This window comes from Vibrio sp. 10N.222.54.A3 (genome assembly GCF_041474095.1).
Taxonomy (GTDB): domain Bacteria; phylum Pseudomonadota; class Gammaproteobacteria; order Enterobacterales; family Vibrionaceae; genus Vibrio; species Vibrio crassostreae_C.
This window is the reverse complement of record NZ_JBFRTN010000019.1, coordinates 77471-93539: the sequence shown is the minus strand read 5'-3', so window position 1 is coordinate 93539 and position 16069 is coordinate 77471. Positions and strand designations below refer to the sequence as shown.

The 16069-nt window shown below is 44.0% G+C and carries 18 protein-coding genes and 2 tRNA genes; 10 read left to right on the top strand and 10 right to left on the bottom strand.

The genetic code is table 11. The features are described from left to right. Nucleotides 1–90 precede the first annotated feature (90 nt). On the top strand, nt 91–1209 hold the full coding sequence (rnd, locus tag AB4507_RS05765; protein WP_372182359.1) for a ribonuclease D: 1119 nt from the start codon (nt 91–93) through the stop codon (nt 1207–1209). 129 nt (nt 1210–1338) lie between these two features. On the opposite strand, the gene minE is transcribed toward rnd, so the two are convergent. Genes minE through minC form a run of 3 tightly spaced genes read right to left on the bottom strand, consistent with a single transcriptional unit; the run spans nt 1339 to nt 3105 of the window. Continuing rightward, nucleotides 1339–1602, bottom strand: coding sequence for a cell division topological specificity factor MinE (gene minE, locus AB4507_RS05760; protein ID WP_010436847.1), 264 nt, complete (start codon nt 1600–1602; stop codon nt 1339–1341). Between the two features lie 6 nt (nt 1603–1608). Further along, nucleotides 1609–2421 carry a septum site-determining protein MinD gene (gene minD / locus AB4507_RS05755; RefSeq protein WP_009848498.1) on the bottom strand — a complete coding sequence of 271 codons (813 nt, stop codon included), beginning with the start codon at nt 2419–2421 and terminating at the stop codon, nt 1609–1611. A gap of 21 nt (nt 2422–2442) precedes the next feature. Continuing rightward, nucleotides 2443–3105, bottom strand: a complete 663-nt coding sequence (gene minC / locus AB4507_RS05750; protein ID WP_017063419.1) for a septum site-determining protein MinC — start codon at nt 3103–3105, stop codon at nt 2443–2445. A 219-nt stretch (nt 3106–3324) separates the two neighbouring features. Between minC and AB4507_RS05745 the strand changes: the two genes are divergently transcribed. The 5 genes from AB4507_RS05745 (at nt 3325) to AB4507_RS05725 (ending at nt 9084) form a co-directional block, all read left to right on the top strand. Then, a complete protein-coding gene (locus AB4507_RS05745; RefSeq protein ID WP_017062372.1) occupies nt 3325–3615 on the top strand; it encodes a YcgL domain-containing protein in 291 nt (96 codons plus the stop codon). A gap of 30 nt (nt 3616–3645) precedes the next feature. Beyond that, the gene (locus tag AB4507_RS05740) at nt 3646–4644 is read left to right on the top strand and encodes a lytic transglycosylase domain-containing protein (RefSeq protein ID WP_017062371.1); all 999 of its coding nucleotides are present in this window, start codon (nt 3646–3648) and stop codon (nt 4642–4644) included. Nucleotides 4645–4779: 135 nt separating this feature from the next. Next, nucleotides 4780–5700, top strand: coding sequence for a LysR family transcriptional regulator (locus tag AB4507_RS05735; RefSeq protein ID WP_017063421.1), 921 nt, complete (start codon nt 4780–4782; stop codon nt 5698–5700). A gap of 205 nt (nt 5701–5905) precedes the next feature. Further along, entirely contained in the window at nt 5906–7105 is a 1200-nt protein-coding gene (locus AB4507_RS05730) for a NupC/NupG family nucleoside CNT transporter (RefSeq protein ID WP_017063422.1), read from the top strand. A 164-nt stretch (nt 7106–7269) separates the two neighbouring features. Further along, nucleotides 7270–9084 (top strand): cation:proton antiporter, encoded by a 1815-nt coding sequence (locus AB4507_RS05725; RefSeq protein ID WP_372182358.1) that lies wholly within the window; start codon nt 7270–7272, stop codon nt 9082–9084. 126 nt (nt 9085–9210) lie between these two features. On the opposite strand, the gene folD is transcribed toward AB4507_RS05725, so the two are convergent. Further along, complete coding sequence (gene folD, locus AB4507_RS05720; RefSeq protein WP_017062367.1) at nt 9211–10068, bottom strand: bifunctional methylenetetrahydrofolate dehydrogenase/methenyltetrahydrofolate cyclohydrolase FolD; 858 nt, start codon at nt 10066–10068, stop codon at nt 9211–9213. 211 nt (nt 10069–10279) lie between these two features. Here folD and AB4507_RS05715 point away from each other — a divergent pair. Beyond that, nucleotides 10280–10356: transfer RNA gene (locus AB4507_RS05715), tRNA-Arg, on the top strand. A 93-nt stretch (nt 10357–10449) separates the two neighbouring features. Further along, the gene (locus tag AB4507_RS05710; RefSeq protein ID WP_137001194.1) at nt 10450–11301 is read left to right on the top strand and encodes a site-specific integrase; all 852 of its coding nucleotides are present in this window, start codon (nt 10450–10452) and stop codon (nt 11299–11301) included. A 70-nt stretch (nt 11302–11371) separates the two neighbouring features. Here the strand turns inward: AB4507_RS05710 and AB4507_RS05705 are convergent, their stop codons facing one another. From AB4507_RS05705 to AB4507_RS05680, 6 genes are all read right to left on the bottom strand, one after another. Beyond that, entirely contained in the window at nt 11372–12124 is a 753-nt protein-coding gene (locus AB4507_RS05705) for a hypothetical protein (protein ID WP_137001193.1), read from the bottom strand. A gap of 148 nt (nt 12125–12272) precedes the next feature. Then, entirely contained in the window at nt 12273–12590 is a 318-nt protein-coding gene (locus AB4507_RS05700) for a hypothetical protein (RefSeq protein ID WP_137001192.1), read from the bottom strand. Between the two features lie 132 nt (nt 12591–12722). Beyond that, nucleotides 12723–13019, bottom strand: coding sequence for a hypothetical protein (locus tag AB4507_RS05695; RefSeq protein WP_137001191.1), 297 nt, complete (start codon nt 13017–13019; stop codon nt 12723–12725). Then, the gene (locus tag AB4507_RS05690) at nt 13012–13539 is read right to left on the bottom strand and encodes a hypothetical protein (protein ID WP_137001190.1); all 528 of its coding nucleotides are present in this window, start codon (nt 13537–13539) and stop codon (nt 13012–13014) included. The genes AB4507_RS05695 and AB4507_RS05690 overlap by 8 nt, the downstream gene beginning before the upstream one ends. Nucleotides 13540–13792: 253 nt before the next feature. Continuing rightward, nucleotides 13793–14401 carry a recombinase family protein gene (locus tag AB4507_RS05685; protein ID WP_137001189.1) on the bottom strand — a complete coding sequence of 203 codons (609 nt, stop codon included), beginning with the start codon at nt 14399–14401 and terminating at the stop codon, nt 13793–13795. 334 nt (nt 14402–14735) lie between these two features. Then, nucleotides 14736–15047, bottom strand: a complete 312-nt coding sequence (locus tag AB4507_RS05680) for a hypothetical protein (protein ID WP_372116367.1) — start codon at nt 15045–15047, stop codon at nt 14736–14738. 468 nt (nt 15048–15515) lie between these two features. Here AB4507_RS05680 and AB4507_RS05675 point away from each other — a divergent pair, with 468 nt between their 5' ends. Next, a complete protein-coding gene (locus AB4507_RS05675) occupies nt 15516–15899 on the top strand; it encodes a hypothetical protein (protein ID WP_372116369.1) in 384 nt (127 codons plus the stop codon). A gap of 80 nt (nt 15900–15979) precedes the next feature. Beyond that, a tRNA-Ser gene (locus tag AB4507_RS05670) sits at nt 15980–16057 on the top strand. Nucleotides 16058–16069: the final 12 nt, after the last annotated feature.

Genomic DNA, 16069 nt, shown 5'->3' with positions numbered 1-16069 from the left:
AGCGAGCGCTGAAAAATGGTGTTAGAATGCCGACAGTTAATGTCGGCATTTTTGTATCCGGCGATCAAATAGAAACCTGTGAGAGTTTTTGTGGATTATCAAATCATTACCCAATTGAAAGACCTTGAGCGAGTTTGCCAACAAGCACGTGAAGCCGATGTCGTTATGCTTGATACGGAGTTCGTTCGTACTAGAACCTATTACCCTCAATTAGGCTTGATTCAGTTATTTGATGGTGAAACGCTGTCACTGATTGACCCTATTGCTCTTGATGACATGACACCGTTCGTTACCTTGTTGAAAGACGCATCAGTATTGAAAGTGCTGCACGCGTGCGGTGAAGATTTGGAAGTGTTCCAGAACGCATTTGGCTGTACACCAACACCAATGGTTGATACACAGATCATGGCGGCTTTCTTAGGTCATGGTTTATCAACGGGCTTTGCTGCTCTGGTTTCAGAGTTTGTCGGTGTCGATCTCGATAAGAGTGAATCTCGCACAGACTGGCTAGCGCGTCCGCTTTCTCAAAAGCAATTGGACTACGCAGCGGCAGACGTGCATTACCTAATGCCAATGTACAACAAGCTTCTAGAAAAAGTGATGGAAGCTGGCTGGTGGGAAGCGGCTCAGCAAGAGTCTGATTTACAAGTTGCCAAGCGCATTCGTAAAGTAAACCCAGATACAGCCTACCTTGATATTAAAGGGGCGTGGCAGCTTAAACCTAAGCAATTAGCGATCTTACGACCTCTAGCAACTTGGCGTCTAAAAGAAGCAATCAAGCGCGATTTAGCGCTGAACTTTGTCTTCAAAGAACAAGACCTATGGGCTGTGGCGCGTTTTGCGATGAAAGATCCCAAGCACATGGAGCAAGAGGGTTTTGATTACCGCTCTGTGCGTCGCCATGGTGCGAAGATCAGCTCAATCGTAAAGTTAGCGGAACATACACCAGAAGAAGAGTACCCAGCACCAGTAGAACGTCTAATGGACTTCCCTGGCTACAAGCAACTGTTCAAAGTGCTGAAAGATGAAGTGAAAACAGCATCACAACACAGTGGTTTGGCGACGGAATTCTTGGCATCGAAGAAGCAACTTAACCAAATGTTAAGCTGGGTGTGGAAGCACGATCGTAACCCAGAAAAGCTGCCTGATGTTATGCAAGGCTGGCGTTTAGATGCGGTTGGCGAAAAGCTGAGTAAAGCGATCAAATAACCGCTTGCTGCCTTAAAGCCTAACTTAGTTACAGTTATAAACTGCACATACAAAAAAGAGAGCCTAGGCTCTCTTTTTTATTCAATCAATACAAGCAAGTGTATTACCTGCCAATCTTGTTCAGAAAGATTATCGATCTTCTTCTGGAAGCTTAACATTCAACTCTAACACTGAGATGTCGTCATCTTTGTGTTCAAAAGTCAGATCAACCATTGATGGATCGACCTCAACGTACTTGGCAATACACTTCAAGATGTCTTCTTTTAGTTGCGGCAGGTAAGACGGCGCTGGGTCGTCATGGCTGCGTCGTTCGGCAACAATGATCTGCAAACGTTCTTTGGCTAGGTTTGCGGTTGTCTTTTTCTGTGGTCTAAAAAACTCTAATAATGACATTGTGCATTAGCCCCCGAACAGTCGTTTGAAGATGCCTTTCTTCTGTTCCGTTAAGAAGCGGAAGTCAACTTGGCTACCCAGTAGTCGCTCTACAGTATCATTGTAAGCCATACCTGCGTCGGTTGCTTCGTCAAAGATAACGGGAACACCCTTGTTCGATGCATTGAGTACCGCTTGGCTCTCTGGAATCACACCCAGTAGAGAGATGTGCAGGATTTCTTCAACGTCTTCAACACTGAGCATCTCACCTTGAGTAACACGTGCTGGGTTGTAGCGAGTCAGTAGAAGGTGTGTTTTCACTGGCTCTAAGCCGTCTTCTGAACGACGAGATTTAGAGTCAAGAATACCTAGAATACGGTCTGAATCGCGTACTGAAGAGACTTCTGGGTTCGTGGTTACAATCGCTTCATCAGCGAAGTACAACGCCATCAGAGCGCCTTGTTCGATACCCGCAGGAGAATCACAGATGATGAAATCAAAGCCCATTTCATCCAGTTCATCAAATACACGACGAACACCATCTTTTGTTAGTGCGTCTTTATCACGAGTTTGAGAAGCAGGAAGAATGAACAGGTTCTCTGTGCGCTTGTCTTTGATCATCGCTTGGTTCAGCGTCGCTTCACCATTGATAACGTTAACGAAGTCGTACACAACACGACGCTCACAACCCATGATTAAATCTAGGTTACGCAGACCGATATCAAAGTCGATAACTGCGGTTTTCTTTCCTTTCAAAGCCAGACCCGAGGCAATAGCTGCACTGGAGGTCGTTTTGCCTACCCCGCCTTTACCTGACGTTACAACGATAATGCGTGCCATTCTGTTTTCCTTTTATTTCTCTTATATTGCGAGGACATCAACGTGTAATACATCGTTTGCCATACTGAACATGGTTTTCTTCTGCCAGTACTCGCTTTCAATTTGATCGCTGAGCCAGTAATTTCCAGCAATGGAAACCAGCTCGGCTTGTAAGTCATTACAAATTATTTTTGCTTCAGTTTGACCACTTGCACCTGCAATCGCACGGCCGCGTAAAGTGCCATGAATATGGATGCTGCCATCGGCAATCACTTCTGCGCCTGCACTCACATGGCTGAGTATCAATAGATCGCCATCTTTCGCATAAACCTGCTGACCAGAACGAATAGGGGTTCTAATCACCTTGATTGGTGCCATCTTCGCTGGAGCTTGAGATGGCGACTTGCTTGCTGTCATCACTGCAAAACCGGCTTCTTTAGCGAGGTTTTGCATGCGCTTATCAGAACAGCCAGCCACACCAACCGGGATCATGCCCGCTTGAGATATACCATTTTTAAGTTGCACAAAATCGATATCGCCCGCGACTTTGCTGATGTTGATAACAACAGGTGCGGCAGCGAAAAACGTAGGTGCTTGGTCTACTTTCTCTTGAAGAAAAGAGACTGCATTTTCGACTTGATCATCGGATAAGTGCAAAACAGATAGCGTAAAGCTGCTACCTTTTAGATCTGGGTTACTAGACATCGAAAAACTACAGGACCTCAATAGCGGATTGGTACAATTTCTTTATCAATAAAATAAAGGGCATTGCCTGAAACTAGGTTTATCATGTTATATTCCCAAACCAAGCACAGCAAGTAATCTTGTTGTCAAATGGACGTTTTGTTCCCAATATTTCCCTAACATAAACTATTGATCTCGCAAGTGAGAGTTTTGTAGTCATAATCAATTAAAAGGTTTGTCATGCTGTGTTCTATATATAAAAGCTCAAAGAAAGAAGGAACATACCTTTATATCCCTAAGAAGGATGATTTTTCACAAGTTCCTGACGCATTGATGCAAATGTTTGGTAAACCTAGTTTTGTAATGGTAATTAAAATGGATGGCCGTAAACTGGCTCAAGTAAACATCGAAAAAGTGAAAGAATCACTGAATACCGATGGTTTCTTTTTGCAGGTTCCACCACCACCAGTTAACGAACTTGAGCTTCATAAAGAGCGTAAAGCTCAACAGAAATCTCAAGACGAAGAGTGATAGCCACCTCAATTCAAGGAGGAATGATCGTTGAGTAAATTTTCGAAAACCATATTGGCTGTGTCGGCATTACTTTTGGGTAACAGCCTGACCATAAGCTCAGTACAAGCAGAAGAACTGAGCTTCGAGCAATATGTAGAAAAACTAAAACAACAAGGCCGTGAAGAAGGCATCTCTGAAGCGATCATTGATGAAGCCTTTGATGGTGTAACGTTTAAGCCAAGAGCGGTAAAAGCCGACAAAAACCAACCTGAGAAAAAACTGACTCTGGATGAATACATTCCACGAGCGGTTCCAGATTGGAAAGTGAAGCAAGCAAGGTCACTCTACAAGGAGCATTACACCGCGTTAAAGCGTATTGGTGATGAATATGGTGTTCAACCAAGATTCATTGTCGCGCTATGGGGCGTTGAGAGTAATTTTGGTAAGTTCACGGGCAATTACAGCGTTATCGACGCCCTAACGACCATGGCTTATGAAGGACGCCGAGAAGCTTTCTTCCGTAGCGAAGCGATGGCGGCATTGAAGATTCTTGATCAAGGCCATATTGCACCAAAAGAGATGAAAGGCTCTTGGGCTGGTGCGATGGGTCAACCTCAGTTTATGCCAAGCTCATTCTTAGCTTACGCCGCTGATGGCAGTGGTGATGGCAAGAAAGACATTTGGGGCACTGAAGAAGACGTATTTGCTTCGGCGGCCAATTATCTCAGCCAATCAGGGTGGGATGACAAATATACTTGGGGTCGTCAGGTTCATGTTCCGTCAACTGTGTCGATCGATTTACAAGGTCGAGACGAAGACAAAGCGAAATACTTAAAAGAGTGGTCTGAACTCGGTATTAAACGCTATGACGATCGCCCACTGCCAACACTTGATGAAGACATTAAAGCTTGGTTAATCATGCCGGATGATGAAACCGGACGTTCGTACCTCATTTATAACAACTACAATGTGTTAATGAAGTGGAATCGTTCTTACTACTTTGCTTTGGCAGTAAGCCACCTAGCCGACAGAATTAAGTTTGATTAACAGACCTAAGTCGCTTTGAATAGCATTTGGCCTATCATAGGCAGAACGAACTAAAGGACTCTTCGGAGTCCTTTTTGATTTTATATTTCAGAGATTTAATAAGGTGATCTTGTGCTAACAGATAGAGCTGCACAGATGGTGATATTCCATGCGCTGATCAAGCACGAAGGCTTTACCAGTGCTGCAAAAAGCTTGAACGTTTCGGTGTCTCATATCAGTAAGCAAGTCGCTTTGCTTGAAGACTCAATCGGCATCAAGTTGGTACAACGAACCACACGAAGCCTCACGCTGACTGAAGCGGGAGACGTGTTCTATCAACATTGTGAGCAGCTGTTTAACACGGTGAAAGCAGCTCAGATGGATATGGATAGCCAGCGCGATGATATCTCTGGAATACTACGCGTCGGTTTGTCGCAGTCATTTGGCACACTCCATATCATTCCGGCGATTGATCAACTCAGACAGCTTTATCCTCAGTTGAGAATCGAGGTCCACTTGTTCGACTATAAGGTGGACATGATTGAAGAGCGCTTGGATCTCTGGATCACCAACAATGAAGATTTGCCTGAAGGTTACATTGCGCAGCGATTAGCCGACAGTCAGTTTGTGGTGGCTGCGTCACCGGATTATCTGATTAAGGCTGGGACGCCACATGTACCTTCCGATTTGATTGACCATAACTGTCTTATCTATCGCAGCCGTGAACGAGATTACACATCGTGGGCGTTTGACAACGGGCAAGAAAACCTCAGCGTCAAAGTCGCGGGCGATTACTCAGTCGATTTGGCTGAGGCAGTACGAGACGCGGCAGTATCAGGGTGGGGCGTTGCTTATTTGGCGACTTACTTAGTGAAAGAAGAGTTTAGAACGGGCAAGCTCATTCAAGTATTGCCAGAGTGGAGAGCCAGTCAGCTGATGCCATTCTATGCCGTTTACCCGAGCCGAAAGAATATGCCGAAGAAGCTTTCGGCAGTGATTGAGTTCATTAAAGATCATATCGGGTCGCCGACGTATTGGGACAAAAACCTCAAAACTTGCGTTGAACTGCATCGCTAACTGTTTCCTAATCTATAAATATAATTTCCATATGGAAAAAGTACGCTTTTTAATCAAAGTTAATTGTTAAAATTCAATAACTTAATTGTACTCATAGTTAAATCGTGATTACCCCAACATCACATTAACAACCTCAGCTTGCCGCAAACGATTTCCTCTATAGAATGCGTCGCCTTTCCTATCTACAACTTTTAGGTTGACGCACATGGCTTCGCTACTTGGAATTATCACTATTTTAGTTGCCGCTTGGTTACTATCTACGGACAGAAAAAATATTCCACTAAGAACAGTCTCTTTGGCTTTCTTATTACAAATCTCATTCGCGCTATTGGTTCTGTATGTACCAATGGGTAAAGAAGCGTTGAATGCAGCCACGGGTGCGGTATCTAGCTTGATCAACTACGGTCAAGAGGGGATTAACTTCCTATTTGGTGGCCTAACTAATAACGGATTTGTTTTCGCGATTAATGTTCTTGGCATCATTATCTTTTTCTCTGCACTGATTTCAGGCTTGTACCACATCGGCTTTATGCCAAAGGTGATCAACCTTATTGGTGGTGCGCTACAGAAGTTCTTGGGCACAGGTCGTGCGGAATCATTGTCTGCGACTGCCAATATCTTTGTCGGCATGATTGAAGCGCCATTGGTGGTTAAGCCTTACTTAAAACACATGACAGATTCACAACTGTTTGCTGTGATGGTGTGTGGTTTGGCGTCTGTAGCTGGTGGTACGCTAGTGGGTTATGCATCGCTTGGCGTTGACCTAAACTTCCTGATCGCTGCGGCATTCATGTCTGCACCAGCCGGCCTATTGATGGCTAAGATCTTAGTACCTGGCAGCCCAAATGACGCTCAAGAAAATATTGAGTCTGATGTAGAAATTCCACGAGCAACAAACGTAGTTGAGGCGATGGCAGATGGGGCTATGTCTGGACTTCGTATTGCCGTTGCGGTGGGTGCAACACTTCTTGCCTTTATCAGTGTGATTGCAATGCTGAATGGCTTGCTAGGTATCGTTGGCGGCTGGTTTGGCGTAAACCTAAGCTTCGAACTTATCCTAGGTTATGTGTTTGCACCCGTTGCATGGCTGATCGGTGTACCGTGGTCTGAGGCTGTGGTTGCGGGCTCATTGATCGGTAACAAGATTGTCGTGAACGAGTTCGTGGCTTTCATCCAACTAATGGATGCTAAAGAGGCACTAAGTGAGCACTCGCAAGCGATCGTAACTTTCGCTCTATGTGGCTTTGCTAACATCTCTACCATGGCGATTCTTATCGGTGGTTTGGGCAGCTTAGTTCCAGAGCGTCGTTCTTTCATCTCACAATATGGCTTCAAAGCAATTTGTGCAGGTGTGTTTGCTAACCTAATGAGTGCTGCTATTGCTGGTGTTGTACTTTCTCTATAGTTAACTGATCATGACTTTACTCCCCCTATAGTAAAGTGACTGATTAATCACAATAATATTCGGTTAGCGTGAAAAAGAGAGCCTATAGTGTAAGAACGTAGGCTTTCTTATTTCATTGAATAGTTTGTACCACAGGGTGTGGTGCAAACCTTTTAGGGGCACAAATGGATTTGTCGATTACTTCTTCTTTGGCGTTAATTGGACTCTTGTCTTTAGCTTGTCAGCAGCTCGGCTGGCGTTTACGTCTTCCCGCCATTCTCCCTCTCCTTATCGTTGGCCTATTGTTAGGTCCCGGCCTGAATATTCTAAATCCCGATGCCATTTTCGGTGATGTGCTGTTTCCTATGATCTCCTTAGGGGTTGCCATCATCTTGTTTGAAGGAGCATTGACCCTAAATTTCAAAGAAATCAGAGGCCATGGTCGCATGGTGACTCATCTAGTGAGTGTCGGCATGTTGATTACATGGGCGTGTATCGTGGTGGGGGCATACTACTTTGTGGACTTCAGTTGGCCGTTAGCCGCACTGTTTGGTGCATTAGTTGTGGTAACTGGCCCTACGGTAATCGTGCCCATGCTTCGCAGTATTCAGCCTAAATCTTCGTTAGGCAGTATCTTGCGATGGGAAGGGATAGTAATTGATCCGATTGGCGCTCTGTTTGCGGTTCTCGTCTACGAGTACATTGTTTCTTCTGCCGACCCTACCGGACACGTTCTGTCAGCTCTGGGCCTGACGTTAGTCATAGGTTTAGGCTTAGGGATCATCGGTGGCCATTTGATTGCCAAGATGCTGCAAGGGCATTGGGTACCGCACTATTTACGTAATGTGGCTGTGCTGACGCTAATGTTGGCGGCGTTCTCGTTTTCTAATGATCTGAGTGAAGAATCGGGTTTATTAACCGTGACCATCATGGGGATCTGGCTTGCCAACGTGAAGGGCTTGGACATCGAAGACATCATCGAATTCAAAGAAACCCTGACCGTGTTACTTATTTCTGCGTTGTTTATTCTGTTAGCCAGTCGACTCGATTCGGGGGCTTTCCTTTCGATAGGTTGGGGCGGTATTGGGTTGCTAGCGGTGGTTATGTTGGTGGCTCGCCCGTTAAGCGTGTGGATCAGCGGGATCGGTACGGATCTTAATTCGGCGGATAAATGGTTTTTGAGTTGGATGGCACCGCGCGGGATCGTTGCAGCCGCGGTTTCTTCTCTGTTTGCAATCAAACTTCAAGAGAAGCAATTAATTGAAGGCGCAGATTTACTGGTGCCAATGGTGTTCTTGGTCATCATCGGTACGGTTGTGATTCAGAGCCTTACCGCGAGTTGGTGGGCGAGAAGGCTAGGTGTGACTCAAGAGAAGGCACAAGGCGTTATCTTCTTTGGTGCGACTCAGTTTTCACGCCAGTTTGCCAAAGTGTTGGCGACACACAACATCAACAGTGTGCTTGCCGATACCAACTGGGAAAGCATTCGCTTAGCGCGCATGGAAAACTTGAATGTTTATTTTGGTAACCCAGCTTCGAGCCACGCTGAAAATAATCTGGAATTGGATGGAATAGGGCGTGCGATGATCGTGTCGCCTTATCGTCAAACCAACCCGTTAGTTAGCATGCACTATCAAGACGAGTTTGGTGAGAATAAGGTGTTTGAGCTTGAATCCTCAGAGAATAAACATGAAAGGCACCAAGTGAGCCGCGATGGCAATAGAAGTCTGTTTTCGGAAGGGATCACCTATTCTAAGCTTAACTCGTTGATGGCTCAGGGTAGCCAAATTAAAAGTACAGGTTTGACCGAGGCATTTGATTTAAAAGAGTTTAACGCTTTGTATCCTAAAGCCATTCCTCTTGGGGTGATTAATGGCGGTGATTTCCGTTTAATTACACAAGGATCTGAGTTGGAAAAACTCATATCAACGGAGTGTGAGCTTATTAGTTTATTACCGCCTTCTGAACAGACGGAAAAAGTCGAGACTCCAGATAAGTAGCAACGAGCACTTCATCAAAAGCGAGTCACCCCGTTGTAAAAACGAATAGCTAAGTACCAAAGCATCAAAAAAGCCGCAACGTTCATCACGTTGCGGCTTTCTAATTTTATTTATATGCGCTGCGGACTACTTCGAGTGAAATTGCTCGCAAGCGATCATGGTGTTCTCGATTAGGCTCGCAACCGTCATTGGGCCAACACCACCCGGCACAGGTGTGATGAAGCTTGCGCTTTCTTTCGCTACGTCGTATTCAACGTCGCCCACTAGTTTGCCAGATTCTAAACGGTTGATACCAACATCGACCACAACAGCGCCTTTCTTAATCCAAGCGCCAGGAATGAAGTTAGGCTTACCAACGGCAACTACAACAACGTCTGCTTGACGCACGTGACCTTCAAGGTCTTTGGTGAAGCGGTGACATGTTGTCGTTGTACAACCTGCTAGAAGAAGTTCTAGCGTCATTGGGCGACCTACAATGTTTGATGCGCCAACCACAACCGCGTGTTTACCACGTAAGTCGATGTTGTAACGGTCAAGCAGCGTGATGATGCCTTTTGGCGTACAAGAGCGAAGCTTAGGCATGCGCTGAGCCAAACGGCCGACATTGTAGGGGTGGAAGCCGTCAACGTCTTTCTCTGGCGTGATACGCTCAAGAACGTGAGTGCTATCAATGCCAGCTGGTAGAGGCAGTTGAACAAGAATACCGTCGATCTCTGGATCGTCGTTCAGTTGGTCTACCAATGTTAACAATTCGTCTTCTGTCGCAGTGGCTGGCAAGTCGTAAGATTTAGATACGAAGCCAACTTCTTCACACGCTTTACGCTTACTTCCAACGTAAACCTGAGAAGCAGGGTCTTCACCCACTAAAACAACCGCTAGGCCCGGAGCGCGTAATCCAGCTTCAGTACGAGCTTTTACACGTGCAGCTACTTCGGAGCGAACCGTTTGAGAAATTAGCTTTCCATCAATATTTTGAGCAGTCATGAATTTCCTTAGTATTGATATTCAAGTTAGTGGCTGATGTTTTTGGCGCATTATTCCAGAAAATCTTTTTGATTACCATCAAGCAAACGTTTGCTTTGCTCTATTTTCCAACACTTATATGTTTGTTGGCCTTTTTTTACCCACTTAGATCAGAATGTTACATAAAGCCGTTGCTTTACTGATTCGAATTCGTATAATTCGTTCCTGTAGCGCGCCCTTAGCTCAGCTGGATAGAGCACCTCCCTTCTAAGGAGGTGGTCGAAGGTTCGAATCCTTCAGGGCGTGCCATTTATTTAGAAAGTCCCGATAATTCAATGAGTTATCGGGATTTTTGCTTTTTAGCGTCACTGTCCCTTTTCATACCCTTGAGAGGACAGATACTTGAATTTTGATACCCACGTCACACTTTCTCTGCACACACCTATCCCTGTACTGATAGAACAGTACTCAATTCAGAAAGCTCAATACTTCAAAAGCTACCTCTGCACTATCCAATATCGCCTAAAGCGTTTAGCTGAATGGTTCTCAGATAGCTGTGTAAAAGACATTTCTCCAGAGGTTGTGTCTAAGTTTCTACGAGAGCGACAGACACAGGTTAAATCTGGCTCAGTTAGAAAAGATGCCTCGGTGTTACGAGCGATGCTTAACTGGCTGAGAAAGGACATAGGTTTGCAGATACCTGATGTGTTTAAGCACGTTCGCATCCCAAAAGACTACACAGTGCGACAGTTCACACCTACAGATGAACAACTACATAAAGTGATAGGGAATCTCAAAACTCTGGAACTCAAAGACATTTGCTTGCTGCTATCTGAAACAGCTTGTCGGCGCAGCGAAATACTAGGATTAAAGCTCGGTGATGTGTGCCTTGCGGGGCGTTATCTTCAGCTTAGAGATACGAAAAACGGTGAGGATAGGCGAGTTCCATTATCACGACCTGCAATGGCAACTCTTGAGCGCAGATTGCATGAGTTAGACGGATACTCAGAATCAAAACTTTTATTTAGTACTCAACCTATGTACTTGAGTAAAGCCTTTAGAGTTGCTGCTGATGAAGAAGGGTTAAATGATTTTGTGCTTCACTCACTGCGACACTACCGCCTATCTAAGCTCATACAAGCAGGGCATGACCATATGCTCGTAGCGAAGCTATCAGGCCACAAGGATATTCGAGTGCTGAACCGCTATGTGAAAGTTGACGTATCTCAGTTGGCAGTGACACTATTTGACTAAAGAAAACAGATACCTGTTGATGGGTATCTGCTTGTTCTATTTTAGGTTGTACTGAGTCTATGTAGGGCTATCACTTCAGATTGGCTTTTTTCAATTGGTTGCGCACTGTATTAACGTGGCAGCTACATGCTCTAGCTATATCAGTCATTGTGTAACCATCTTTGAATAGGCTGATAATTTTCTTGTTACGTTCTGATTTCGTGATGCTTTTGACTTCTTTGTTTGACAGCGAAGTTTGAGGAATAATCTCTGTTATTTTGTCAACGGTAGCACTGGTTATTCCTGTCTTCACCTTTAGTTCTAGCAATTCAGATTGCATTGCATTAAAACGGTCTTGAATTGCTGTAGTCATTGATACTTTCTCAAGCAAGTGGTTTATTCCATTATTAATTGTCCTATCACGGTAAGAGGCAGGGTCGAGTTCCATTCCGAGGTTCTTCATTTCGAGAGCCTTGCTGTGGCTCTTGTGCTCCTTGCACCCTTTTGAAAATCCTCGTTTGGATTTCTTGTGCATACTACGTTCAACATACTTTCTCTGCTTTTTCCCTTTCAGCCCAAGGGAGCGAGCATATATTGCGACTAACGTTAAAGCATTGACTTTTGGCTTATATTCCTCATCCAGTTCCACCTCTAATCCCGCTTTCATTAGCTTTACAATGTCTTCTGCAAAGACTTGAGGTTTTGCTTTGTAGCCAGATTCTTTGAAAGCGGCTACAACGATATCATTAGCTTCTTCTCTCATCTCTCTTGCTGTTTGTAGTGCTGCTGCAACTTGTGCCTTGGGGCTTAAAGCTTGTTCATCCCATCTATTGGATTTTTCCATTGCTGTACTCCTGTAAGTGATGTTTACCAGAAACGGGGTGGTTTTTTTGTAGGTTTTTTGTAGGTTTTGTTTGTGCTTTGACTGCTGAAGTCCAACTCCAGTTTGGTGGATTAGCCCTTTAGAGCTAAAGGAGGTACACGGTTTTCTTTTATTTCAGAAAGTTAGAGAAGATGAATATCGCCAATTGTTTTTGATGATACTTGTATGCTGTCTTCCCATTGCTTTGGCGCTTCATCTTGAACTTTACTTCTTTGCTTTTCCTTGCTGCTTTTAGTGCTTCACGGCTCCAACAGGTAGACACGCCTTTAGGATTAAACCCTTGAACTTTTAGCCAATCTTTAAAGTTGGTTTGTCTGAAGCTTAGGTACTTCTTTTGATTCGATGGAATGTGAAGTTTGTTAGGCGATTTGTATTTTTTGTTTTTTCGGTAATGGCAATCTAGTTTGATTAGTTTACTTTTTCTCACAGTAATTCCTTAATGACGCTATGCACGCCATAAGCATGTTTTAGATTTGATAGGTAGGTTGATTCCAAAGGGAATCAAGCAGGGTTTAGATTGGGGGGGGCTCCCCAATCACCGGAGCTGCGTTCCTCCGTCTTATCGGTGCATTTTTAGTTTGTTTCGTTGGTCAATTCGGATGCGCTCAAGCTCATTGCCTAGCTTCTTGTCTTTCTTTGTAGGCTCTTCCCTTGCAGTGGTCTTGTTGAGGCGTAGCAGCTTGATAGCATTGTCAATAGTGTCCTTTTGGACGCACATGGTGAGATTGTCGTCCTTGTCAGTACTGTTCTCTGCTTCCGCTTTTTGCTCCTGAATCTGCTTAAGGAGTACATCAGCTACAACATCATGCAGCTCTTGCACTTGTGACGCTGTTCCTACTTTGTTCTTCTTAGCCATTGGTCTTTCCCTTCTTTTTATTTCGATTTTTCAGTAGCTTTGCTTGCTGTACTCGCTCCATGTCCCACCCCTTAAGCTTGACGTACATCAGCTTGAGCTTCCGCTTTCGGGCTAGTGACTGTCGCGTACTACCGTTTATATCTCTAAGGTCATGCTGTAGCTCACAACGTTTACGGTTGTACTCCTTGCGGTTTATAGCCTTCATTCGCTTACGCCATTTGTATTCGTTGAGTGCACACTTTTTAAAATGAATAGGCGTACCGTGAACAGTCATTCTCAGCTTCCACGCATTAGGTTTGATTCCGTCCTCTCTAAGCCATTCCCAATGGCTTGAACTCATATCGGCTAAATTTTTTACAAATGATTCGGATAATCCACATGTTTGGCTTATTTGTTTAGCGGAGAGTCTGGGTCTTAGCACTAGTCGGCCATTTTTCTTGATGAGTTCTTCTTCTGGCTGTGAATACAGCATTTGAATAGCTTTTCTTACTTTGTCTTTACTTACTTTTTGTCTACCCATACCACTTACCTTATTGGTTTTCCTGAAGCTTCTATCTCCTATAGCTACGTTTAATAACCAATCGGTAAGGAAAAGCGAGTAAGGTACGGTGTGAAATATTTCTGAAGCTGTTGATTTTATTGGTCTGTTATTGGTGTGGTGTCTGATATAAAAGTCCGATATATCGTACACATGCACGCTGAAATTAAACTTCAGATAAAAGAAAGCCCCACCGTAAGGTAGGGCTGCCTGTCGGGATTTTTAGTGGTTGTGCTTATAAGGACTTTTTGATGTTGTAGATTGAGCTACGAGTAACGCTATGCTTTCTAGCCATCGCCGCAACAGGTTCCCCATTCGCTAATCCTTGAACGATACTCTTATATGTCTCTGCACCCATCTTCAAAGGTCGTCCACCTTTTACGGCTTTCTCTGCATCTTCCTTTGTTGCTCCTGCTTCAATACGTTTGGCGACACTGTGAGCCTTGCCTGACTGCATACGGTCTTCAATCATGTCCCTTTCCATCTCAGCGAACAAAGCAAGTAAGTGAACCATTGCTTTGCCCATTGGGTCGTTAGCTCCGGTATCTACTCCTTGCTCAATGCATTTCACTGTTATACCACTCGCTTTGAAGGTTTCGAGGTTTAGTAGTACCTGTGACAGTGAACGACCTAGGCGGTCTAGCTTGGTAATTACTACAGTGTCTCCTTCTCGTGCGTACTCAAGGAGGTTATTGATTAGCTCTTGGTGTTCTTGGCTCTTACCTGAATGTTTAGCCTTCCATACTTTGCTACAGCCATAGCTCTCAAGTTTGCTAACCTGTGCATCTAAGTCTTGCTCCTTAGTAGATACACGAGCTAATCCAAGTAATGCGCCATTCTTCATCTGTACAATTCTCTGTAGTTTTGTTCTTTAATTGGAATGCATCATATTTCTGTGGACACAACTCTGTCAATTGGTTTTGTACATGTGCAAAAGTGTTTAGGTTAGGTGGGTTAGTGTTTTGTTCACTCAGCTTTGTGCAGTCTTTTACTTTGTTGAGGTTTTGTTTCTTCGGATTTCGGGAGGGTATTGGGGGACATTAGAAAAAGCACCGCAGCGGAAGCTCTCGCACATTTTCGACCCGTGAATTCTAGGTGTGTTAGTTTGATTTTGGTTATCGGCATCAAGAGAAGACGCCGATATTCTTTTGCATTGTTTTCAGTCTATGGTTAGCTTGTTAGTCTGTCGGATTGTTAGTAAAACGGATGTTACCGAAACCGTCTCGGATAACGTACCCTTGGTCATCAAATGAGACGTTGCCTAATTGATTGGCGAATACAGGGTATACCTTCCACTTTTCAAGAGATACATCGTCCCCGATGCTTTGTCTCCATTTGAGGGCGTAGTCCAGAGAATCGAACACCATATAGTCGGCTGTGTTCTCTAACAAACTACATTCTTGCGAGTTTAGTTCGCTGTAATATTCATGCAGTAGTTCGGAATTGAGTTGGTTTGCATGTTGTGCCAATTGATTTGCTTGGTCACGCATAGCCCACATTATTTGATTATAATGGTCCTTACCTACAGCCATAGATGAAATCTTGATACGTTCAATAAACTTCCCTTGAAGAACATTTTTATTCGAGCATCGTCCAAGCTGAGAATACATCCGTGCATACTCTCTTCCCCAGTCGTAGAACTGTGCGTATTTTCCATCTGGAATAGGATTATAAATCGAGATTATTTTCCTTCCAACTATGTAACTTGTTGGCTCTTGGTCGATGACGTGAGAAGTGTTTGCACATGCAGCTATTGATAATGAGAGCAGTGCTAACAAGGTAGGTTTTATCATGTGGATTTCAGTTTTCTGGTTCATATTGAGTATATAATAACACATAAAATTTGGGGTTTGGGCAGTCGTTCTTATGTGTAAAGTAGACCTTGACGACCAGCAACGCTAAAGTGATTCAAAGCACATATAAGTACAATCAGACATTAATAATTTTAGGTAACTCTTATGAAAAAATACTTCACTATCTTCTGCCTGTTACTACCAAGCGTGACTTTAGCGAAAACTTACACTACAGCTCAGATTAGTTGTCAGCTTGATGAGTATTGGGACCCAACGGAGATTCACAACTTCATTTATACGGATGATAAAATGGTAAGTTATGGCAGTACCTTTGAGCTTGAAGTCATCAAGCCAATGACGGAAGACGAGAATGGCGTCATAATTATGGAGTATAAATTTGCTGACAACGGTGGTATGTACTTTTGGTCATATGACCCTAGATACAAAACATTTCAATATAAGTTCTTAAAATACAAAGAAAATGGCGAGGTTATGTGGGTCGGTACAGGTCAAGAGAACTACAAACGTTGTAAGGCAAGCTTTAGTTAGTTTTCGAGTGGGATACTCTTTACAGCTACAGTAGCACTGTCTTACAATCACGTCTCACTCGGGAAGTGACAAGCTATTAAACGCATGAACTGTATGATTCCTATCGATACTCCCTTCTAAGGAGGTGGTCGAAGGTTCGAATCCTTCAGGGCGTGCCATTATTTAAAGAA

Excerpts from the sequence above, each read along its gene's own strand:
- minE (WP_010436847.1), bottom strand. The coding sequence starts at position 1,602 with ATGTCATTATTAGAGTTTTTTAGACCACAGAAAAAGACAACCGCAAAC.
- minD (WP_009848498.1), bottom strand. The coding sequence starts at position 2,421 with ATGGCACGCATTATCGTTGTAACGTCAGGTAAAGGCGGGGTAGGCAAA.
- minC (WP_017063419.1), bottom strand. The coding sequence starts at position 3,105 with ATGTCTAGTAACCCAGATCTAAAAGGTAGCAGCTTTACGCTATCTGTT.
- AB4507_RS05745 (WP_017062372.1), top strand. The coding sequence starts at position 3,325 with ATGCTGTGTTCTATATATAAAAGCTCAAAGAAAGAAGGAACATACCTT.
- AB4507_RS05735 (WP_017063421.1), top strand. The coding sequence starts at position 4,780 with ATGGTGATATTCCATGCGCTGATCAAGCACGAAGGCTTTACCAGTGCT.
- AB4507_RS05730 (WP_017063422.1), top strand. The coding sequence starts at position 5,906 with ATGGCTTCGCTACTTGGAATTATCACTATTTTAGTTGCCGCTTGGTTA.
- AB4507_RS05725 (WP_372182358.1), top strand. The coding sequence starts at position 7,270 with ATGGATTTGTCGATTACTTCTTCTTTGGCGTTAATTGGACTCTTGTCT.
- folD (WP_017062367.1), bottom strand. The coding sequence starts at position 10,068 with ATGACTGCTCAAAATATTGATGGAAAGCTAATTTCTCAAACGGTTCGC.
- AB4507_RS05705 (WP_137001193.1), bottom strand. The coding sequence starts at position 12,124 with ATGGAAAAATCCAATAGATGGGATGAACAAGCTTTAAGCCCCAAGGCA.
- AB4507_RS05695 (WP_137001191.1), bottom strand. The coding sequence starts at position 13,019 with ATGGCTAAGAAGAACAAAGTAGGAACAGCGTCACAAGTGCAAGAGCTG.
- AB4507_RS05690 (WP_137001190.1), bottom strand. The coding sequence starts at position 13,539 with ATGGGTAGACAAAAAGTAAGTAAAGACAAAGTAAGAAAAGCTATTCAA.
- AB4507_RS05685 (WP_137001189.1), bottom strand. The coding sequence starts at position 14,401 with ATGAAGAATGGCGCATTACTTGGATTAGCTCGTGTATCTACTAAGGAG.
- AB4507_RS05680 (WP_372116367.1), bottom strand. The coding sequence starts at position 15,047 with ATGCGTGACCAAGCAAATCAATTGGCACAACATGCAAACCAACTCAAT.
- AB4507_RS05675 (WP_372116369.1), top strand. The coding sequence starts at position 15,516 with ATGAAAAAATACTTCACTATCTTCTGCCTGTTACTACCAAGCGTGACT.